The organism is Roseobacter phycocola, assembly GCF_042055075.2.
In the GTDB taxonomy this organism is placed as follows: domain Bacteria; phylum Pseudomonadota; class Alphaproteobacteria; order Rhodobacterales; family Rhodobacteraceae; genus Roseobacter.
In genome coordinates this window covers 3,676,838-3,697,843 of the sequence record NZ_CP194010.1, presented here as the reverse complement: position 1 = coordinate 3,697,843, position 21,006 = coordinate 3,676,838, and the positions used below count along the sequence as shown (strand labels likewise).

The 21,006-nt window shown below is 58.4% G+C and carries 21 protein-coding genes; 14 read left to right on the top strand and 7 right to left on the bottom strand.

Annotation, left to right across the window (positions count from 1 at the left end):
- Nucleotides 1-11 precede the first annotated feature (11 nt).
- The 13 genes from rbfA (at nt 12) to AB4K19_RS18255 (ending at nt 11,313) form a co-directional block, all read left to right on the top strand.
- On the top strand, nt 12-437 hold the full coding sequence (gene rbfA / locus AB4K19_RS18315; protein WP_375229689.1) for a 30S ribosome-binding factor RbfA: 426 nt from the start codon (nt 12-14) through the stop codon (nt 435-437).
- Nucleotides 434-1,174, top strand: a complete 741-nt coding sequence (locus AB4K19_RS18310; protein WP_375229688.1) for a phosphodiester glycosidase family protein — start codon at nt 434-436, stop codon at nt 1,172-1,174. The genes rbfA and AB4K19_RS18310 overlap by 4 nt, the downstream gene beginning before the upstream one ends.
- An 81-nt stretch (nt 1,175-1,255) precedes the next feature.
- Entirely contained in the window at nt 1,256-2,167 is a 912-nt protein-coding gene (gene truB / locus AB4K19_RS18305) for a tRNA pseudouridine(55) synthase TruB (RefSeq protein ID WP_375229687.1), read from the top strand.
- 187 nt (nt 2,168-2,354) lie between these two features.
- Nucleotides 2,355-2,852, top strand: coding sequence for a hypothetical protein (locus AB4K19_RS18300; protein ID WP_375229686.1), 498 nt, complete (start codon nt 2,355-2,357; stop codon nt 2,850-2,852).
- A gap of 86 nt (nt 2,853-2,938) precedes the next feature.
- Nucleotides 2,939-3,460, top strand: coding sequence for a DUF1643 domain-containing protein (locus AB4K19_RS18295; protein ID WP_375229685.1), 522 nt, complete (start codon nt 2,939-2,941; stop codon nt 3,458-3,460).
- 85 nt (nt 3,461-3,545) lie between these two features.
- Nucleotides 3,546-4,220 (top strand): hypothetical protein, encoded by a 675-nt coding sequence (locus tag AB4K19_RS18290; RefSeq protein ID WP_375229684.1) that lies wholly within the window; start codon nt 3,546-3,548, stop codon nt 4,218-4,220.
- 167 nt (nt 4,221-4,387) lie between these two features.
- The gene (gene rpsO / locus AB4K19_RS18285; RefSeq protein WP_298841500.1) at nt 4,388-4,657 is read left to right on the top strand and encodes a 30S ribosomal protein S15; all 270 of its coding nucleotides are present in this window, start codon (nt 4,388-4,390) and stop codon (nt 4,655-4,657) included.
- A gap of 206 nt (nt 4,658-4,863) precedes the next feature.
- Nucleotides 4,864-5,430, top strand: a complete 567-nt coding sequence (locus AB4K19_RS18280) for a VPLPA-CTERM sorting domain-containing protein (RefSeq protein WP_375229683.1) — start codon at nt 4,864-4,866, stop codon at nt 5,428-5,430.
- A 133-nt stretch (nt 5,431-5,563) separates the two neighbouring features.
- Entirely contained in the window at nt 5,564-6,154 is a 591-nt protein-coding gene (locus AB4K19_RS18275; RefSeq protein ID WP_375229682.1) for a LysE family translocator, read from the top strand.
- Nucleotides 6,155-6,218: 64 nt separating this feature from the next.
- A complete protein-coding gene (locus AB4K19_RS18270) occupies nt 6,219-6,644 on the top strand; it encodes an ion channel (RefSeq protein WP_375229681.1) in 426 nt (141 codons plus the stop codon).
- Nucleotides 6,645-6,733: 89 nt separating this feature from the next.
- Nucleotides 6,734-7,567 (top strand): alpha/beta hydrolase family esterase, encoded by an 834-nt coding sequence (locus AB4K19_RS18265; RefSeq protein ID WP_375229680.1) that lies wholly within the window; start codon nt 6,734-6,736, stop codon nt 7,565-7,567.
- Between the two features lie 178 nt (nt 7,568-7,745).
- Nucleotides 7,746-9,884: a polyribonucleotide nucleotidyltransferase gene (gene pnp, locus AB4K19_RS18260; RefSeq protein ID WP_375229679.1), complete on the top strand. Its 2,139-nt coding sequence runs from the start codon at nt 7,746-7,748 to the stop codon at nt 9,882-9,884.
- A 175-nt stretch (nt 9,885-10,059) separates the two neighbouring features.
- Nucleotides 10,060-11,313, top strand: coding sequence for an SGNH/GDSL hydrolase family protein (locus AB4K19_RS18255; RefSeq protein ID WP_436398493.1), 1,254 nt, complete (start codon nt 10,060-10,062; stop codon nt 11,311-11,313).
- Nucleotides 11,314-11,374: 61 nt separating this feature from the next.
- Here AB4K19_RS18255 and AB4K19_RS18250 read toward each other — a convergent pair whose 3' ends face one another.
- A complete protein-coding gene (locus AB4K19_RS18250; RefSeq protein ID WP_375230934.1) occupies nt 11,375-12,028 on the bottom strand; it encodes a peroxiredoxin in 654 nt (217 codons plus the stop codon).
- 149 nt (nt 12,029-12,177) lie between these two features.
- Here AB4K19_RS18250 and AB4K19_RS18245 point away from each other — a divergent pair, with 149 nt between their 5' ends.
- On the top strand, nt 12,178-13,605 hold the full coding sequence (locus AB4K19_RS18245; RefSeq protein WP_375229678.1) for an aldehyde dehydrogenase family protein: 1,428 nt from the start codon (nt 12,178-12,180) through the stop codon (nt 13,603-13,605).
- Nucleotides 13,606-13,669: 64 nt separating this feature from the next.
- On the opposite strand, the gene AB4K19_RS18240 is transcribed toward AB4K19_RS18245, so the two are convergent.
- The 6 genes from AB4K19_RS18240 to AB4K19_RS18215 all read right to left on the bottom strand — a co-directional run bounded on the left by AB4K19_RS18240 (nt 13,670) and on the right by AB4K19_RS18215 (nt 21,004).
- Entirely contained in the window at nt 13,670-14,095 is a 426-nt protein-coding gene (locus tag AB4K19_RS18240) for an SRPBCC family protein (RefSeq protein WP_375229677.1), read from the bottom strand.
- Nucleotides 14,092-14,409: a metalloregulator ArsR/SmtB family transcription factor gene (locus AB4K19_RS18235; RefSeq protein ID WP_375229676.1), complete on the bottom strand. Its 318-nt coding sequence runs from the start codon at nt 14,407-14,409 to the stop codon at nt 14,092-14,094. The genes AB4K19_RS18240 and AB4K19_RS18235 overlap by 4 nt, the downstream gene beginning before the upstream one ends.
- Before the next feature lie 92 nt (nt 14,410-14,501).
- Nucleotides 14,502-15,149, bottom strand: a complete 648-nt coding sequence (locus tag AB4K19_RS18230; protein ID WP_375229675.1) for an RluA family pseudouridine synthase — start codon at nt 15,147-15,149, stop codon at nt 14,502-14,504.
- Between the two features lie 51 nt (nt 15,150-15,200).
- Complete coding sequence (locus AB4K19_RS18225) at nt 15,201-17,651, bottom strand: GcvT family protein (protein WP_375229674.1); 2,451 nt, start codon at nt 17,649-17,651, stop codon at nt 15,201-15,203.
- 12 nt (nt 17,652-17,663) lie between these two features.
- Nucleotides 17,664-18,554 carry a homocysteine S-methyltransferase family protein gene (locus AB4K19_RS18220; protein ID WP_375230933.1) on the bottom strand — a complete coding sequence of 297 codons (891 nt, stop codon included), beginning with the start codon at nt 18,552-18,554 and terminating at the stop codon, nt 17,664-17,666.
- Nucleotides 18,551-21,004 (bottom strand): GcvT family protein, encoded by a 2,454-nt coding sequence (locus AB4K19_RS18215; protein WP_375229673.1) that lies wholly within the window; start codon nt 21,002-21,004, stop codon nt 18,551-18,553. The genes AB4K19_RS18220 and AB4K19_RS18215 overlap by 4 nt, the downstream gene beginning before the upstream one ends.
- Nucleotides 21,005-21,006: the final 2 nt, after the last annotated feature.

The window sequence follows — 21,006 nt, the reverse complement described above, 5'->3', positions numbered from 1 at the left end:
ACATGGTGCACATGGGAAAGAACAGGTTTCATGACGGCCCGGGTCCGTCACAGCGGCAGCTTCGCGTCGGCGAGCTGATCCGCCGCTCGTTGTCAGAGGTGCTGGCCCGAGGCGATGTGCACGACCCGGACCTCAACCGGATGTCGATCACTGTGGGCGAGGTGCGGACATCGCCCGATCTGCGGATCGCCACGGCCTATGTTTTGCCGCTGGGCGGGACAGGGCGGGATGATGTGATCGGTCTGCTGGCGAGGAACAAGGGGGAGCTGCGGCGTCTGGTGTCAAAGAAACTCGCCCTGAAATTCGCACCTGACCTGCGTTTTCAGCTGGACGAGACCTTTGATCAAATGGATGAGACCCGCCGCATGCTGAACCTGGACGATGTCCGCCGGGATACTGAAACTGCTCCGGAGAGCGGGGAAAGCGGCCAGGAATGATCCGCGCCGCCCTTCTGGCCCTTGCGCTGGGTGTAACCGCCCCTGCAGTTCAGGCCGTCGAGTGCACCAGCACGGAGTTTGAGGGCGCATCTTACACGATCTGCGAGGTTGATGCGGCGCATCAGGATCTGCGGTTGTTCCTGCGCGATGACGAGGGTGCAGTCTATGGTCAGTTCTTCGCCATTGACCGCGTCCTGGAGCAGAGCAATGAGAAACTGCTCTTTGCGATGAACGCCGGGATGTATCATGACGACCGTGCGCCCGTGGGCCACTATGTCGAGGACAGCGTCGAACAGATGCGCGTCATTCCCAATGCGGGCCCGGGCAACTTCGGTCTTTTGCCCAATGGTGTTTTCTGCCTCCGCGACGGTCGCGCTGACGTCATTGAGACGCTGAAGTACCTCGAAGACACCCCAACGTGCCGCTATGCGACGCAGTCCGGCCCGATGCTGGTGATCGACGGCAACCTGCACCCACGGTTTCTCGAAGACAGCACATCCCTCTATGTGCGCAACGGCGTGGGCACATCGGCGGACGGATCCCGGGTGGTTTTTGCCATCTCTGATGAGACCGTCAATTTCCACAGTTTCGGCAGGCTTTTCCGCGATTACATCGGGGTGCCGAACGCGCTGTTTCTGGATGGCAACATTTCAAGACTTTACGCACCCGGGATCGGCCGCAATGATTTCGGGTTCCGGCTGGGTCCGATTGTCGGCGTTGTGGGATCTACCGAATAGGCGCAGAAACCGCATTCCGGGGTCTGGGCAGATGCCTGCACCTGGGGTAAGAGCCGGGCGGCAACTTCATTCGGAGCGAATATGGGACGCAGGCGCAAGGGACGGGACATTTCCGGTTGGCTGGTGGTGGACAAACCCGCAGGCATTACGTCGACGGCCGTTGTGAACAAAGTCCGCTGGGCCCTCGATGCGAAAAAGGCCGGGCACGCCGGCACGCTGGATCCGGAAGCCACGGGCGTTCTCGCTGTCGCTTTGGGCGAGGCCACCAAAACAGTTCCATATGTTACGGATGCGCTCAAAGCTTATGAGTTCACAGTCCGGCTGGGTCAGGCGACCAACACGGATGATGCCGAAGGCGAAGTGATCCGGGAAAGCGACGCGCGTCCGGATGATGACGCGATCAAAGAAGCGCTCAACGCATTTATCGGTGATATCGAACAGGTGCCCCCGCAGTTCTCCGCCGTGAAGATCGACGGAGAACGCGCGTATAAACGCGCACGGGATGGTGAGGCGATGGAGATTGCCGCCAGACCTCTCTTTGTGGAAAGCCTGATCCTGCTCGACCGTCCGGACCCCGACCATGTCACCCTTGAGATGGTTTGTGGCAAAGGCGGATACGTCCGCTCCATTGCACGCGATCTTGGGGCGGCGCTGGGATGTTTCGGGCATGTACGCGAACTGCGCCGCGTCTGGTCGGGCCCGTTCGACGCAGGCGACGGGCTAAGCATTGAGCAGATCGACGCGCTTGCAAAAACGCCTGGTCTGGATGAACACATTGTGCCGCTTGAGGAGGCGCTGAGCGATCTGCCGGAACTGCGCGCCACGGCAGAGGGTGCTGTGAGACTGCGCAACGGCAATCCAGGCATGGTAATGGCAGGGGACGCCGAGTACGGCGACGAGGCCTGGGCGTCGTATGACGGACGCGCGGTGGCGATTGGCCGGTACAAATCAGGGGAGCTGCATCCCTCACGGGTTCTCAACTTAGGGAACTGACCAGTTCCAATTGTTACAGGCCGTTGCAATTCTCGCAGGTTTGTCAGCTGTGACGCAGGGTTTGTTACAGATTTTGTTACCGATCCGGTGCCCGGGGTAAGACCGGCGTGAGCACACTGGCGTGCCGCCCGGCAGGTCTTCATATCGGGGTCAGACGCAACACTGATCCAACACGGAGACCACCGTTATGAAACGCACAGCAATCACGCTCATCACCGCCGGCGCCTTTGCAACGCTTGCCTTTGACACCTTCGGCCAGTCCCTGAGCCCTCTCTTCGGATACGCCAAACTGGCACCTGTCGGCCTCGCAGGTGCAACCTTGAAAAACGTCTTCGGCGCCAATCCGTCAGGCGCTGCGCACCTGCTGCACGTTGTGACCGGGCTCGTCTTTTACGTTGTCGGCTATTATGCCATTGCACGACCGCTGCAACGTGCCGTGCTGCCTCAACTGCACTGGTCGATCACTGCAACCGTTTACGGCGTGGCGCTCTGGGCCTTTGCCCTCTACGGCATGGCGCATCTGGTTGCCGGAATGAAGCCATTCCTTGGCTTCACCGGTATCACCTGGGTCGCGCTGTGGGGCCACATTCTTTATGCGCTCGTCGCGGCCGGTATCCTTGAGGCGCGTGGCGAAGTTCTCGACTACCCCCGCCGCAGCGTCACTGCCACAGCCTCACCGCTCTGAAACATGCACAAAGCCGCCCTTTTCACAGGGCGGCTTTTTCGGTATGCTGCAACCTGTAAAGGTTAACATTTTTATAGGGTTAATCTGTGTTCATCCGGATCCACAACTCTGACACGACGCATTCTGAAGCTGCCTACTCGGACTGCAACAGGTATCGGTACAAGCTGAAACGCACCTGGGACCCGGATGCCCCTAAGGTAAACTTCATCATGCTGAACCCGTCCGTTGCCGACGAAATCCGCAACGACCCCACCGTCGCTCGCTGCGAGGCAAGGGCCCGCGCACTGGGATATGGCGCATTCTGCGTGACCAATATTTTTGCATGGCGCGATACCGATCCGCATAAAATGCGCAAAGCCACGCACCCGATAGGGCCGGAGAATGATGACACGCTTGTTTCAGTGGCCGAATGGGCCGACACGGTCGTCGCAGCCTGGGGCGTGCATGGCGAACACCGCGACCGTGGACCCGAGGTGGTTCACATGCTGAATGAAAAAGGGATCCCGCTGCATCACCTCGGACTGACGCGCCACGGGCATCCGCGGCACCCGCTGTATCTGGCCTACGCCGAGCAGCCCAGACAATGGCAGACCAGGGCCGCTGATTAACAGTCAGGTAGCACTTTCCCGCTAGACATACCGCCGTTGGCGGCCCTGTCGGGCTGTGCTTCGAACAGTCCGGGAAAGTAACGGTATGCTCTGGTTGGCAGGTCTGATGGGAATGGTTGGCGTCGGAGCCGCCGCGTTTGTGGTCACACAGGACGATCTTGACGACGATCTGGATGAAGATATCCAGGACGACGAGAGCCAGTATGTCACCGGGGAGGACCTGACCCGGCAGATTGATGATATCTTTTCCGGCCGTACGGTTGGTGAGGAAGTTCTCGGCTACGGCGAAGACGACAGCGACGATTATCTTTATGATTTCATCTCGGACACAGATCCGGATGATGCATCGGTCACTATTACAGGCTTTCCAGAGGAGGATGGCTTCGGTGACATCGACGGTTTCAGCACCTGGCCCGGGGACGCTGGTTTTTCGGCGGACGGTTACACCGATCTGCCCGAACAGAGCGAGGTGCCCCCGTGGCTCGCGCTGGCCGAGTGGGTCAGCGACGGTGCGGCGTCCGAGCCGATGGATTATGATGCGTCCCGCGACAGTCTTGTGCTGGTCTGGGACGACACAGATGACAGCGCCGCGGAGCCCGAAGTTACGGTTCAGCGCGACGGAAATGACCCGGAAGTTATGCATGTGATGATGAACGGACAGAGCGTTGCCGAGGTGTATGGCGATGCTGATCTGAGCGTCGCGGACCTGACGGTCGTACCACTCAGTTCCGCCATGATCGTAGGTCTGGAACCTGCCTGATCTGGACAGACCCTGCAGATCGCGAAAACAGTGTTTGCCATTTTTCTTTCTGGTGATTATACGCGCCCATCGCAGCAGGGAATCTGTCTGCGATTTCTCCACGGGCCTGTGCTGGACGACATCCCGGCCTGCGCCATTTCTGAAACCCTTTTGCAAAGGAGCCCCCGATGTCGATTACGCTTGAAGAAAAAGCACGCATCATGAAGGAATTCGCGATCAAGGAAGGCGACACCGGTTCGCCCGAAGTTCAGGTCGCAATCCTGAGCTCGCGCATCGCGACACTGACCGAGCACTTCAAAACACACAAAAAAGATAACCACGGCCGTCGTGGTCTGCTGAAGATGGTGGCAAACCGCCGCAAGCTTCTCGACTACGTCAAAGGCAAGGATGAGGCCCGCTACCAGGACCTGATCAAACGCCTCGGCCTGCGCCGCTGATTTCAGCAAGGCCATCCAAAGACTGACAGCAACCGCGCCGGAAACGGCGCGGTTGTTTTCGTTTTGACAGCTTTTTTCGGGTAGAAATCACGCCTCTGATACTACGCAGCGTAACTATCCGTGTTGGTAACCAATACAGATTATTGCGTTGATGGTAGTCACAGAAATGCCTAAAAGGTGTCCAGTTTGTTAACGAGGAACCTATCATGAACAAGTCAATTGCAGCAGGCGTTGCCGCGCTTGCACTTGCAGCCAGCGCCGCGTCCGCGGCCACTATTGAAAATGTATCAGGCGTCGTGCACGAAGGCGGCGTTGCACCAGCAGCAGGATCTCCCGCAGCGGATATCAAACTCGGTGATTTCAATTCCAGCATCGATGACCCGATCCTTGAGATTGTTGGTGATACTTCAATCTACGGCGGCGTCGCACACCGCACGAAGACAAAATATTTCGACAGCTGGAGCATGGACTTCGGCGCTGACTCATACGCTGCGACTTTCAACTGGCAGAAAACCTCCGCAAACTTTGACGGCCGACTGGTTGTGAGCGGAATCCAGTATGACCTTGATGATGCCGGCTCTGTCTCACTTGGCACTCTGACCGGACTTGTGACCTTCAATCTTGATCCGTTGTTCGGCAGATTTGGCCCGAACCCGGACGAAGTTGCCACATGGGACCTGCAGGTCAACGAAGTGCCTTTGCCTGCAGGTATGGTGCTGATGCTGACGGGCATCGCTGGCATTGCAGGTATGCGCAAGCTGAAAAAGTCCTGACTAATCAGGAAGCCAAACTGGTAACGCCAGCCCCTTGCGGCTGGCGTTTTCTTTTTCAGAAACTCGCGCTGTCTCAGCCATGGCTCCTGCCAGCTCTATTGCAACTATCAGCTCTATCAGGTGTTGTGCTGCTATGCTGACGTTTGCTGCCGCTGTCTTTTTTCTTATCATTACGCCTGGACCCGGTGTTTTGTCGACAGCGGGTGTGGGCGCCGCATTCGGTGGGAAGGCTGGGGCCCGCTACGTCCTTGGATTGTTTATCGGCACAAATCTTGTGTGCCTGGCCATCGTCAGCGGGCTGACCGCTGTTTTGCTTGCAGACGAACGACTGCGCACAGTGTTGTTTTTCGCCTCCGTAGCCTATCTGGCGTGGATCGCGTTCACTATCGCTTTCGCCGGCAGTCGCCTTGCCTTTATCGAACGCGCACGGCCGCCTGGCATTACCGGTGGCATCGCACTGCAGGCCATCAATCCCAAGGCATACGCCGTCAATACAACGCTTTTCACAGGTTTCGGATTCTGGCCGTCAAGCATGGCAACCGAGATCGGGCTGAAATTCCTGATCGTGAACGCTATCTGGGTCCCGATCCATTTTGCCTGGTTATGGATGGGTATCTCACTGCAGCGCATGAACCTGCCCGAAAAGGTGCAGCGCAGAATCAACATAGCCATGGCACTTTCAATGATGTTCGTTGTGCTGCTCGCAGCCAGCGCACAGTCCTGAAAGAATGGACTTCCCGGCAGACCGTGAATACACCTGATCCCGGTGTCACGACTGCGGAATTACAATGCCCGTCCTTTTTCAGATCACACTTGGCAGCTGCGTGCTGCTGGCCTGCGCCATGATCCACATTTTGATCATCGCACGAATGATCAGACACCTGCGCGGTCACGACCATTTTGCAGCACACAGATCCGGCAGACGTCAGCTGGTCGCAATCTGTGGTTTGTTCCTCGTCACACTCTTTTCCCACACGATCCAGCTCTATGTCTGCGCTTTTGTGCTCTGGCTCGTAGGTGCGCTGCAGGGCTATGAAGAACCCATCTACTTTGCCCTCGTAACCTACACGACCGTGGGGTATGGCGACGTTGTCCTCAGCACTGATTTCCGCATTCTGGGCGCGATGATTTCAGTCACCGGCATTGTGATGTTCGGGATGACCACAGCGTTTCTCGTTGGATTGTTCGGCCGGATCCTCGGCGAGGACAAATAGCGACAAACGCGAGGCACAGGCAGGCGCATACCTGCTGTGAACAGGATTGTGATTTGCGGTTCCCGTCGCCGGGTTGGAACCTTGTATGCATGAACGACCGACTGCTGCGCCACCTTTTCTGTCTGACCGTCTCTGTTGCGCTGAGTGCCCTTGCAGCAATGCCCGCCGCGGCCTGTGGCGAAAACACCCGGTGTATGATCGGCGACCGCCACTATTACATTGCGATGCCTGATGGGCATGATGGCCGCTCTGATGTGCCCGTGATTATCTTTGCGCACGGCCTGCAGGGTACGGCGGAAGGCACAATGCAGAACCTCCGGCTGCGCCGCATTGCAAATGACCTTGGCGCTGCGTTTGTTGCGGTGAAATCCGCAGGTGCATCATGGTCGCAGGAAAACGCTCCGCGCACGGTTCCCGGTGACGGCCTGAAGGCATTGGCGTACTTTGATGCAGTCAGGCGCGACATGATCAACCGGTTTCCCGTTGATCAGGACAGGATCATTGTCAGCGGCGCTTCCACCGGCGGGATGATGACCTGGGGTCTTGCCTGCCACCGAAGCGACGATTACGCGGCGTTTGTCCCGATGTCAGGCACTTTCTGGTCACCCGGTCCACCGACCTGCAGCGGCAGAACCGCCAGCATCCTGCACTTTCACGGGGACAAGGATCAGACTGTGCCGCTTGACGGGCGTGCTGTTGCCGGAACCCGTCAGGGCAGTGTTCCTGAGGCGCTGGAAATGTACCGCACATTCGGGCGTTTCGGTCCCCGCACCCGGACGCGCTCCGGTGATCTTCGGTGCGAAATCCGGAGCAACCGCAGCGGCAATATCCTCAGCTTCTGTCTCTATGATGGCCGTCACTCTTTCCGGTCTGAAAACCTCCGGACGGCATGGCAGATGCTGCGCGCAGCTGGCCGCATCTGAGCGCGGATCCCGGCGTTCTGCCACCGGTACAGCAGCCTTTCCAAATCACGCCATCTCGTGTATGCCCCCGCAATCTGAAAGCCGGCGCCCGGACCTCAGCGCCTGACAAAGAAGATACCGGGGTCAGGGGGAATTCGCCCCCTATGCAATGGCCAATGGGCCAAAACAGGAAACGTAGATGTTTAACGAAACGAAAAAGTCGATGCAGTGGGGCGAGGAAACGCTCACGCTGGAAACAGGAAAAGTGGCCCGTCAGGCGGATGGGTCGGTGATTGCGACGCTTGGTGAGACCAGCGTCATGGCAAACGTCACCTTTGCCAAAAAACAGAAACCCGGTCAGGATTTCTTTCCGCTGACTGTTCACTATCAGGAAAAATACTATGCCGCGGGTAAAGTGCCCGGCGGTTTCTTCAAGCGCGAGGCGCGCCCGACGGAGAAAGAGACGCTGACCGCGCGTCTGATCGACCGTCCGATCCGCCCGCTGTTTGTCCCCGGCTTCAAAAACGAAGTGTTGGTGATGTGTACCGTGCTGTCGCACGATCTGGTCAATGACCCCGATATGGTCGCGATGATCGCGGCCTCTGCGGCGCTGACTATTTCCGGCGCACCTTTCATGGGCCCGATTGCCGGTGCGCGCGTGGGCTTTGAGGATGGCGACTACATCCTGAACCCGACCGTCGACGACATGCAGGATCTGCGCCTGAACCCTGAGCAGCGCCTCGATCTGGTTGTCGCAGGCACCAAAGATGCCGTGATGATGGTCGAATCCGAAGCTTACGAGCTGACCGAAGATGAAATGCTCGGCGCTGTGAAATTCGCGCATGAGCAAATCCAGCCGGTCATCGATCTGATCATCTCTCTGGCAGAAGAGGCGGCCAAGGAGCCGTTCGACTTCCAGCCTGCAGATTATTCCGATCTGTCCGCAGCGATTGCCGCTGCCGGTGAAGCCGACATGCGCGCAGCCTTTGCCATCTCTGACAAGCAGGAGCGTACCTCAGCCGTCGCCGCCGCCCGTGAGAAAATCATGGAAGCGCTGAGCGAAGAGCAGGCTGAAGATCCGAACCTCGGCTCCGCGATGAAAGGCCTCGAGGCCTCCATCCTGCGCGGCGACGTTGTGAAAACCGGCAAGCGGATTGACGGTCGTGCGACCGACGAAATCCGCGACATCGTGTGCGAAACCGGCATGCTGCCGCGGACACACGGTTCGGCGCTTTTCACGCGCGGTGAGACGCAGGGCCTCGTGGTCACAACACTGGGCACAGGCGATGATGAACAGTTCATCGACGCGCTGCATGGTAACTTCAAATCCAACTTCCTGCTGCACTACAACTTCCCGCCCTATTCGGTCGGCGAAGCGGGTCGCGTTGGCCCTCCGGGACGTCGTGAAATCGGTCACGGTAAACTGGCATGGCGCGCTCTGCAGGCGGTGCTGCCCGCAGCAACTGATTTCCCGTACACCATCCGTGTTGTATCCGAGATCACAGAATCCAACGGCTCGTCCTCGATGGCGTCGGTCTGCGGTGGCTCTCTGTCGATGATGGACGCAGGCGTGCCGCTGAAGTCGGCGGTCGCGGGTGTTGCCATGGGTCTGATCCTCGAAGAAGACGGCTCCTATGCGATCCTGTCGGACATCCTGGGTGACGAAGACCACCTGGGCGACATGGACTTCAAAGTGGCGGGTACCGAAAACGGGATCACCTCGCTGCAGATGGACATCAAGGTTGCAGGCATCACGCCCGAGATCATGGAGAAGGCCCTCGCGCAGGCGAAAGACGGCCGGATGCATATCCTTGGTGAGATGAACAAAGCCATCACAGGTGCCGCGGACTTCTCCGTGCATGCGCCGCGCATTGAAACCATGCAGATTCCCACCGACAAGATCCGCGAAGTCATCGGATCGGGCGGCAAGGTCATCCGCGAGATCGTGGAAGTGTCAGGCGCCAAGGTCGACATCAACGACGAAGGCACCATCAAGATCGCATCCCCGAACGGCGACTCGATCCAGAAAGCCTATGACATGATCCACGCGATCGTGGCGGAGCCAGAAGAAGGCGCGATCTACACCGGTACTGTCGTCAAGATTGTCGACTTTGGTGCATTTGTGAACTTCTTTGGCAAGCGCGACGGTCTGGTGCACGTGTCCCAGATCGAAAACCGCCGCCTGAACCACCCCAGCGATGTGCTGAAGGAAGGTCAGGAAGTGAAGGTCAAACTGCTGGGCTTTGACGACCGCGGTAAGGTTCGCCTGTCGATGAAAGTTGTCGACCAGGAAACCGGCGAAGAAGTCAAAAAGGAACAGGCGCCTGCAGAAGAGTAAGTCTCTGACGCAACTGCTGATTCGGGCCCCGGGAGCAATTCCGGGGCCTTTTTCGTGCCAGGGCTGTGTTTTTGCGACCTGCCGTCGGGTCAACCGGTTAACTGTCGCTACGTCACGATCCGAAAGATCGCGCAAACCGTTACGGTTGCGCGACATCTTTGGGAGGAGAGTAAAAATGATCAGGACGCTTGCCGTCACTTTCAGCATTGGCGTGGCATCCGTCGCGGCGGCTGACCCCGGTCTGGAACCGTTTACCAGTTACTACGCCTTTGGCGACAGCCTGAGCGACGACGGGAAGCTGGGCACGCTGACGCCACCCAGTCTCGAAGGACGTTTCTCTACGGGCCGCGTCTGGACGGAACTGCTGGCCGACCGCTTTTCATCTGTGGGGCTGGAAACCGACAACTTTGCGCTTGGTGGCGCGACCGCAGGTCCGGTGAACACAACGAATTACCGGGCACAACTTCCGGAGAACCCAACGGCGGATGATCTGGCAGCTATCGAAAGGATCGAGGCCAATGCAACGTTCGACCGACAGGTTTTGGATGCTCAGGTGGCTATAACTGATCCCGGTGAGAACCCGCTGGTTTCAGTCCTGTTTGGCGCGAATGATCTGTTTCAGCAATTACCCGCACTTGTCGGCGGTGTCTTTGGCACGTCAGAACCGGCTGACCTGTTCCCTAAACTGCAGCAGACAGTGAAGGATCTGGCGGACCGGACAGCGGCAGCTATTGCGGACAACATCACGGCTCTGAATGCCGGCAACAGCAGCTTTGACGATTTTCTGGTCGTGAACCTCGCAGATTTCAGCCAGACGCCCGCCTTCGGGCCATGGGGTGTTGGTGTAGCAGATGCACAGCTGAACGCGCTTCTCGCGCAGGTGTCGGACCCCGATAATATTCCCCAGGAGCTCGCAGAGCAGATCGCTCTCGCAGAGTTTCAGCGGCTGTATCTGACCTTTGATCCGACACCCGGAGTTGACGGGGCGGACAGTTTTGCTCAGCTTGCCACGCTTGAATTCAACAGAGCACTGGAAAGTGAGCTGGCCATGCTCGGCGACGGAATTAACACAACACTGTTCCGTCAGGATCTCTTTTTTGAGGAGCTCCTCGCCTCAGCGGCGGCGGACGGTATCAATATCTTCGAACCCTGCACCCCGTCTTTTACCACCAATACCGGCATCAGCTGTGCTTTTGTCCGGAACGACGCAGGTCAGATAATTGGCGTGGACCCATCCATCGCTGACGGATTTTTCTTTGGTGACAGCGTGCATCCGACAGGTTTTGTCCAGCGTGCTTTTGGTGAGAGCGTGATCGAAACACTTGAAGATCAGCTCCCCCCTGTACCTGTGCCTGCGGGCTTTCCGCTGCTGGCCGCAGGTCTTGGCGCTCTCGGGATCGTTGCCAGACGCAAAAAGCGTCAGGCCTGACATGAAAGAAAGCCCCGGGAATTCCCGGGGCTTTCTTAGAAACGGCTGGTTTCGGGTATTATCAGCCCGGCGCTTTTGTTTTGCGCAGGTACGGCAGAACTGTTTCGAATTCTCCGAATTTGGCAGCAGCGTCTTCATTGGAAACCGTCGGCGGGATAATCACATCCTCACCCGGCATCCAGTTGGCCGGTGTCGCGACGCCGTTACCCACCGACATCTGCAATCCATCCAGCGCGCGCAGAACTTCTGCAAAGTTGCGCCCCACGGTCATCGGATAGGTCATCGACAGTTTCAGCTGTTTGTCCGGTCCGATGATAAAGACAGAGCGCACTGTGGCGCTGTCGGCAGGTGTACGGCCATCGGGCAGATAAGCTTCTGCGGGCAGCATATCGAAGGCTTTGGAGACCTCGAGACCTTCATCGGCGATGATCGGGAAACCAGCTGCGGCACCGGCAACCTGTTCGATGTCACCCTTCCACTTTTTGTGGTCTTCCACGCCATCCACGGAAACACCGATTACCTTGGTGCCGCGTTTCTCCCACTCTTCCGCCAATTGTGCGACGGCTCCGAATTCTGTGGTGCAGACAGGCGTGAAGTCTTTCGGGTGTGAAAACAGAATGGCCCAGCTGTCGCCAATCCAGTCATGAAAACTGATGGGGCCGTGGTCTGTTTCGGCGGAAAAGTCGGGGACAGTGTCGTTGATGCGCAAGCCCATAGTTCACTCCTGAGCGATCCTGATTGAGATTCGGATAAACCTTAACGATTAACGCGCCCGGTGACATCCCCTCTCTTGTTCGCCTTCGCGGCTGATGACACATTGCGCCCAAAGGCACGACACGCGCACAAACCATACGGAGATACCAAATGCTCGAGCACCGCAATTTCTATATCAACGGGCAATGGGTCAGCCCCACAACCGCCAATGATTTCCCGGTCATTGATCCGTCGACCGAAGAACAGTGCGCTGTCATTTCGCTTGGCGGACAAGCGGATACCGACGCTGCGGTAGCTGCCGCACGTGCCGCCTTTGAAGGATGGTCGCAGACCCCGCGCGAGGAGCGCGTCGCACTGATTGAAAAACTGCTCGAAGTTTACACCGCGCGGGCCGGCGAAATGGCGCAGGCAATCTCGCTCGAAATGGGCGCGCCGGTCGAGCTGAGCAATGCACAGCAGGTAGGTGCCGGGACATGGCACATGAATGGCTTTCTGAAAGCTTTCAAGGACTTCTCCTTTGAACGCGATTTCACGGCGACGGAGAAAACTCTGCTGGAACCAATCGGCGTTTGCGCGCTGATCACCCCCTGGAACTGGCCGATGAACCAGATCATCCTCAAAGTCATTCCGGCGATTGCCACAGGGTGCACTGTCATTCTGAAACCCTCGGAAATTGCGCCGCTGTCAGGACTGCTCTTTGCCGACTTCATGCATGAGGCGGGCTTCCCGGCGGGCGTTTTCAACATGGTGAACGGGGATGGCGCCGGTGTTGGCAGCCAGCTCTCTGCGCATCCGGACGTGGATATGATCAGCTTTACCGGGTCGACCCGGGCTGGCATCGCAATCTCCAAAGCGGCTGCAGATACACTGAAACGGGTGAGCCTGGAACTTGGGGGTAAAGGCGCAAATATTATCTTTGAGGATGCCCACCCCAAAGCCGCAAAAGCAGGAGCAATCCGCTGTTTCCGGAATTCCGGTCAGTCATGCAATGCCCCGACGCGCATGCTAGTGCACCGTTCCCGCTATGACGAAGCTGTCGCGATGGCAGCGGAAACTGCGAACAACACGCATGTGGGGCCGGCCTCTGAGGAGGGCAAACATATTGGCCCGGTCGTCTCGGAAGTGCAGTTCAACAAGATCCAGAATCTTATCGAAGTTGGCATGGGCGAAGCCCGGCTTGTAGCAGGCGGTACCGGCCGCCCGGACGGGCTCAACCGCGGATACTATGTGAAGCCGACTGTTTTTGCAGATGTGACCAACGACATGACTATTGCGCGCGAGGAAATCTTTGGCCCCGTGTTGTCAATTCTGCCGTTCGATACCGAAGAAGAAGCCATCGCGATCGCCAATGACACGCCCTACGGCCTGACAAACTATGTGCAGACCGAGGATGATGAAAAACGCCGCCGCGTGGCCCGGCGTTTGCGGTCCGGCATGGTGGAAACCAATGGCCAGGGCTTTGCAATGGGCTCACCCTTTGGCGGCTACAAACAGTCCGGCAACGGCCGCGAAGGTGGCGTGTTCGGCATCGAGGAATTCCTCGAAATCAAAGCTGTATCCGGTTGGGCGGCGGAATAACCGTTACATAAAACGCGCAGCCACCCGGTGATCTCCGGGTGGCCGCTCTCTGAACCCGCTGCGCTTATGCGGGGACAGGGTCGTGCAGGGCTTCACGCATCTGCATAAAGTGATTGTCCCAGCCTTTGTCGAGCGCCAGCAACAGGTCGAAGCCTTCTGCGTCGGCAGTCAGCCCACTGTGTTCCAGGGCCAGTTCAGTGCCGCCCGCGACTTCGGTCAGACGCCATCTTACAACGCTTTTGGCATCGCCCATCGGCTTCACTGTAAAGGTGTATTCGAGGTATTCCGGTGCCCGGGCCTCGATGACATCCCCCCAAATCAGCAGGTCACCACTCGTCGTGCCATACATTTTGAGCGCACCGCCGGTCGTCAGTGTGGATTTTGGTGCGTGGAACCATTCACCCAGCCGGTCCGGTTCCGTCAGGTACTCCCAGACTTTCTGGCGGGATGCCTTCAGGAAAATCGTCTTCTTCAGTGTACGTCCTGTCATTCTGTATCCTTTTCTATTGCCGCTTTCAGAGCAGCGAGGCGCGTGTCCCAGAAGCCATCAAAGAAAGCGAACCAGTCATAGACTGGCGCGATGCCTTGGGGATTCAGGCTGCTGATCCGTTCGCGTCCCCGCGTTTCTGTAGTGATCAGGCCTCCGTCCGAGAGGACGGTGAGATGTTTTTTCACCGCAGCCCGTGTCATGTCGAAATTCTCTGCAACTTCCCCGATGGACAGATCGCGGCCACGGAGCATCAGAAGAATGTCCCGTCGTGTCGGATCAGCCAGAGCACGGAAAGCAGATTGCGGTGTGTGCATAGTCGCTCCTTATAATACCATTTGGTATCTCTTTTATGAAACCTTATGGTATCATGTCAAGCGTAACATGCGGGATTTACTGCGGGCTGCTTTCAGAAGGGTGCGCGGGCGCGTACTTTCATCGACCGGCCACCCTGTGGGTGCTTGAAACGCAGTTCCTCACTGTGCAGCATCAGGCGCGGGAAATCGCGCGCAGGACCGGTGGCGTAAAACGGATCGCCCAGTATGGGATGCCCCAGTTCAAGCATATGCACACGTAACTGGTGACTGCGCCCGGTCCGGGGCTGCAGACGCATCCGGGACGTTTGTCCATCTGATTTCAGCAAACGCCAGTCCGTCTGTGCGGGCTTGCCGTTCTCATGATCCACCATCTGCCGTGGCCGGTTCGGCCAGTCCACAATGAGCGGCAGGTCTATGGTGCCCGTTTTCTCCGCGGGCACGCCCCACACCCGCGCAACATAGGTTTTCTGAGTCATACGTTTTTCAAACTGCAGACCCAGGTGTCGCTGCGCATGCGGGGTCAGAGCAAAAATCATCACGCCGGATGTGTCCCGGTCCAGACGATGCACCAGAAGCGCATCCGGGAAAGCCGACTGCACCCGGCTCAGCAGACAGTCGGCAAGATGCGCGCCCTTGCCCGGAACCGACAGAAGGCCGGAAGGCTTTTCGACAAGCAGCACTTCTGCATCCTCATGCAGAATGACCAGAGGATCATGGGGCGGTTGGTAGTCGGTCTCCATGCGCCCACGTGGCAGATGCCCGCCCGGGTTTCAAGCCGGGCGGTGCAGATCTCAGGCCTTAACGCGCTCGGATGTCGGATCGTACATCGGCTTAAGCGATGCTTCTGCTTTGACCCGCGTGCCCATCACGTCGATCTCGTAGGAAGAGGCCAGGACCTCAGCCGCTTTCTCACCGGCACAGGGAACGTAACCAAGCCCCATCGCGCCGCCGAGGTGGTGACCATAAGCGCCGGAACTCAGATACCCTACCAGTTCGCCGTCCCTCAGGATCGGTTCATTGTGATAAAGCAGTGGCTCCGGATCTGTCAGCCGGAACTGCAGCATACGGTTCATGGGACCGGTTTCCTTGCGGCGCAGCACAGCGTCCCGCCCTATAAAGTCGGGCTTGTCTGTTTTCACAGCGAACCCGATGCCTGCGTCAATCACATGGTCCTCGCAGGTGATGTCGTGGCCGAAGTGGCGGAAGCCTTTTTCGATCCGGCAGGTATCCATCATGTGCATGCCACAGAGCTTCAGCCCCATGTCCTGCCCCGCCTCATAGAGCGTTTCAAACACGTGCCCGGCCATGTCCGAAGAGATATAGACTTCCCAGCCGAGCTCACCCACGTAAGTTACGCGGTGCACCCGTGCCAGCCCCATCCCGATCTCAATGTCCTGTGCCGTCCCGAAAGGGTTCACATCATTCGAGAAATCGTTTGGCGACACCGCTTCGAGCAGGGCGCGCGACCGGGGACCCATGACCGCAAGTGTTGCTTCAGCAGCGGTCACATCGGTGATGGTGACGTTGAAATCACCTTTGTGCCGCTCCATCCAGACCTGATCGTTGTACCGGGTCGCCGCCGGTGTCACGACCAGATAAGTGTTGGTAGAAATACGCGTGATCGTGACATCTGCCTCAATGCCGCCGTTCCGGTTCAGGAACTGAGAATAGACGATCTTGCCGTGCGGCACGTCATACTGACCACCGGCGATGTAGTTGAGGTACCGCGTTGCATCCGGCCCCTCGACACGCAGTTTGCCGAACGATGACATGTCATACATCCCAACGTTCTGGCGGATGGCCATGTGCTCTTCGCGCACGTTGTCAAAGAAGTTCTGGCGTTTCCACGAATACTGATACTCTGCCTCCTGGTTCTCACGGGCAAACCAGTTCGCACGTTCCCATCCCGCAAATTCACCAAAGACCGCGCCGCGTTCTGTCAGGTGATAGTGGAAGGGCGACCGGCGGATGCCCCGCGCCGTTTCTTTTTGTTTGAACGGGAAGTGATCCTTGTAGAGCAGGCCGAGCGTTTCAGTAGAGCGCTCGTAGAGGTATTTTTTGTTGCCCTGGAAGGGCTGCATCCGGCTGATGTCCACATCACCCAGATCAAAGGGTTTGTCACCTGTGTCCATCCATTGCGCCAGCGCCATCCCGGCACCACCGGCAGACTGGATGCCGATGGAGTTGAAGCCCGCGGCGACCCAGAAGTTGTTCAGTTCAGGGGCCAGACCAAGGTGGTAGGCATCGTCGGGCGTAAAGCTTTCAGGGCCGTTGAAGAAGGTGTGAATACCTGCTTCCGCCAGCAGAGGTACGCGTTCGACGGCTTTTTCCAGGATCGGCTCGAAGTGGTCAAAATCCTCCGGCAGCTGATCAAACTCAAAATCCTTCGGGATACCGTCATTCGCCCAGGGCTTTGCTTCAGGCTCAAATGCGCCCAGCAGGATCTTGCCCGCGTCTTCTTTGTAGTAAGCATATTCGTCCGGGACCCGCAAAACCGGCAGCTGGGTCATGCCGTCGATGTTCTCGGTCACGATATAGAAGTGTTCACAGGCCTGGAGCGGCACGCTGACGCCGGCCATCTGTCCGACTTCGTGGCCCCACATACCGCCACAGTTTACGACCATATCGCAGGTGATGTGACCGGATGCAGAGCCGTCGTCAGCTTCCCAGTCCACACCGGTGACGGTACGGCCCTCTTTGGCGATGCGGGTGACTTTCGTGCGTTCGATGACCTGTGCGCCGCGCTGGCGTGCGCCTTTAGCGAGCGCCAGTGCAATGTTGGCCGGATCGCCCTGACCATCGAGCGGCAGATACACAGCGCCCGTGACGCCTTCGAGATTGATATGAGGATAAAGCTCCTGCACACGCTCGTTGGAAATTTCTTCCACCTCGACGCCAAACGCACGTGCCATGGCTGCCTGGCGGTAGATCTCTTCCTTGCGCTCGTCGGTAAGGGCAACGGTGATCGAGCCACAGCGCTTGAACCCGGTGGCAACACCGGTTTCTGCCTCCAGTTCGCCGTAGAGTTCCTGGCTGTATTTCGCCAGCTTGGTCATATTGGCCGTTGCCCGCAGCTGGGCGATCAGACCAGCCGCGTGCCAGGTCGTGCCGGAGGTCAGTTGCTTGCGTTCAAGCAGAACGACGTCTTTCCACCCCAGCTTCGTCAGGTGGTAGGCGACCGAACAGCCAATGACACCGCCACCGATGATGACGACGCGCGCGTGGGAGGGAGGCACAGCCATGTGAGGATTCCTTTAAACGATGTTATGACCAGCGGCTGTCAGCCGCCGCGATATTTCTGCAATATGTCCGGGACTCACTTCGCAGCAGCCGCCGACGATGGTGGCGCCTTTGCCAACCCATTCCATGACGTATCCGGCATAGGCACGGGGACCCATGTCCCGCCGCATACGCAGGGCATCGACCGTGGGTTTCGACTTCAGAAAGTCATCGGTGATCTGCTCAAACGCATTGGCATAGCCGCCAAATGGCTTGCCGAACTCCTGAACGATCCCCAGACCAAGTGTCACCGCCTCGGGCGCAGAGCAGTTGATCAGCACCGCATCGGCACCAGCCGCAACCTCTGCAGCTTCCCGGAGTGGTTCGCCCGAGCGCAGGCACGTTCCGTCGGTGTCGGACACGGTCAGTGAGAGCCAGACCGGCAGGTCCGTTGTACGTGCTGCTGCCAGGGCATCCCGGGCGTGTGCAACACTCGCGACAGTTTCCAGGATGATCAGATCACAGCTGTCCTGCAGTTGCTGCACCACTTCTGTAAAAAGCGGCACGGCAATATCAGCGGCCGGGTGCAGGTCCGGGCGGTAGCTCGCGCCCAGCGGCCCGACAGATCCGGCAATACGCCCGGTACAGTGCGCGGTCCGCGCAGTTGTGGCCTCCGAGATTGCCGCTGCATGCAGCTCAGCAAACCTGCCTTCCATACCTGTGCCTTCCAGCCTGTCACGGTGAATGGCATAGGTGTTTGTGGTCGCAACAGTCGCACCCGCGTCAAAAAAGTCCGCGTGTACGCGCCCCACCAGACCGGGATGGTCGACCATGACCTGAGTGGACCACAGCGGCGTGGGGCGGTCGCCGGCGCGGTGCACCAGCTCCTGTCCCATACCACCATCCAGCAGGGTGACATCCATCAGGCACGGATCCGTTCGTTGGCCGGATCCCAAAGCGGCTGGTCTGGCTGGACGGTTGCTTTGCAGCGCTTGCCGTAGATCTCGACTTCGACTTCCGTACCCGGCTCTGTCAGGTCCTTGCGAAGCATGCCCAGTGCGATGGACTTGTTGACGCGGTATCCCCAGTCCCCGCTTGTCGTTTCGCCCACAACCTCATCACCAACAAAGAGTGGCGACATATAAGGGGCGTCCTGATCACCGGCATCGACCACCAGTGTGACAAACTGCTTTTTGCTGCCCTGCTGCTTTTCGCTCAGCAGTGCTGCTTTGCCGATGAAGTCCTGCGGTTTATCGAAGCGGATGAACCGTTCCATACCGCCTTCGAGCAGCGAATAATCTGTCGACAGATCGCCTTTCCAGCTCCGGTAGCCCTTTTCGATACGCATCGAATTCAGGGCATACATGCCAAACGGCTTTGCCCCGGCGTCGCGCAGTGCGGTGTATACGGGCGCGCTGTCCTCAAAAGACGTATGAACTTCCCAGCCCAGCTCGCCTGCAAAAGAAATACGGAAGAGCTTGGCTGGTTTGCCTGCGACAGTTGCGTCCTGAATGGTCAGCCACCCGGTCGACAGATCCGCATCATCGGTCATCCCGGAAAGAATGTCGCGCGACGCAGGACCGGTCAGCAAAAGGGTGGACCAGTCGCGTGTGATGTCTGTCATCGTCAGCGAGCCATCTGCAGGCAGGCGGTTTTGCAGGAACTCAAAGTCGTGCCACTGCGCCACAGCTGCCGTCATCAGCCAGAATTCATCCTCGCCCCAGCGGATGATGGTGACCTCGGTTACGATTTTGCCGCGGCTGTCGGTGAAATAGCCAAGGTTCATGCGGCCCGCTTTGGGCAGGGCGCCTGCAATCTGGCCGCGCAGCCATTCTGCGGCACCGGTCCCCGACAGTGTGTATCGCGAGAAACCCGGCATATCGAGTACACCTGCGCTGTCGCGCACGGCCTCGACCTCTTCCTTCACGCGCACCGCCCAGGGGCCGTTGCGGTCCCAGGAATGCGTAGCTTCCTCGGATGTGTCATCGCCGTCCTGTGCGAACCAGTTCGCGCGCTCCCAGCCGTTATAGGCACCCATCTGGCCGCCATCTGCCAGCAGCCGTTCGTGGTTCGGTGACAGTTTCTTGTCACGCCCCGCAGGCCATTCGTGATGCGGGAAATGCATGGCGTATTCGTGGCCATAAGTTTCGAGCGCCTTGGACAGACAATAGTCGTGATCGGCATAATCGGTGTAGCGGCGCGGATCGACTGCCCACATGTCCAGTTCAGTCTCGCCGTGCATGATCCATTCGCTGAGGCATTTACCGGCCCCACCACCCTGCGCGATCCCGAAGGTAAAGGAATGCGCTTCAAAGGCGTTCTTTACACCCGGCATCGGGCCGATCATCGGCAGACCGTCGGGCGCGTAAGGGATGGGTCCGTTGATATTGCGGCCCACACCCGCGGTGCCCAGCGCCGGCACCCGCTCCATCGCGTCCTCAATATAGAACTCCAGCCGCTCCAGGTCATCCGGGTAAAGCTGGAAAGAGAAGTCTTCCGGCATCGGATCATCCGGCGTGACCCAGTGCGCCTTACAGTTGCGCTCATAAGGTCCCAGGTTCAGGCCGTTCTTGTCCTGGCGCAGGTAATAGCTGATGTCCACGTCGCGGATCATCGGCATCTTGTGACCTTTCTCAGCGGTCCATTCTGCCAGTTCGGGGATCTCATCTGTCAGGAAATACTGGTGGGACATCACAACCATCGGCACAGTGCGCCCGCCAAACGGTTTGAACATCTCGCCCACACGCTGAGCGTAATAGCCCGCACAGTTGGCGACATATTCGCAGCGGATCTCGCCCTTTTCAGTTTTGACGATCCATTCGTCCCCATCCCGGTCGATCCCGATGACGGGGCAGAACCGTTCGATCCGCCCGCCCGCGTCACGTGCGCCTTTGGCCAGCGCCTGCGTCAGCTGTGCAGGGTCAATGTCACCATCGAGCGGGTCCCAGAGGCCCCCGGCAAGGTCATGGGTTTCCATGAAGGGGTTGAGGTCTTTCAGTTCGTCGGGTGTGCAGATGTCCATCTGCAGCCCCTGGTAACGGCCCATCGACGCAACCTTTTCGAACTCCATCATCCGCTCTTTGGAATGCGCCAGACGAATGGCCCCGGTGACGTGGTAGTTCATCGGATAATCGACGTCCTGCGCCAGCGTCCGGTACATCGACAGCGAATACCGCTGCATGTTCATCACGGCCCAGGACCCGGCAAAGTTCGGGCAGTTACCCGCTGCGTGCCATGTCGATCCGGCGGTCAGTTCGTTTTTCTCAAGCAGCACACAGTCTGTCCAGCCGGCCTTGGCCAGGTGATAGAGTGTGGACGTGCCCACCACGCCTCCGCCAATGATGACAACGCGCGCTGTCGTTGGAAAATCTGCCATGC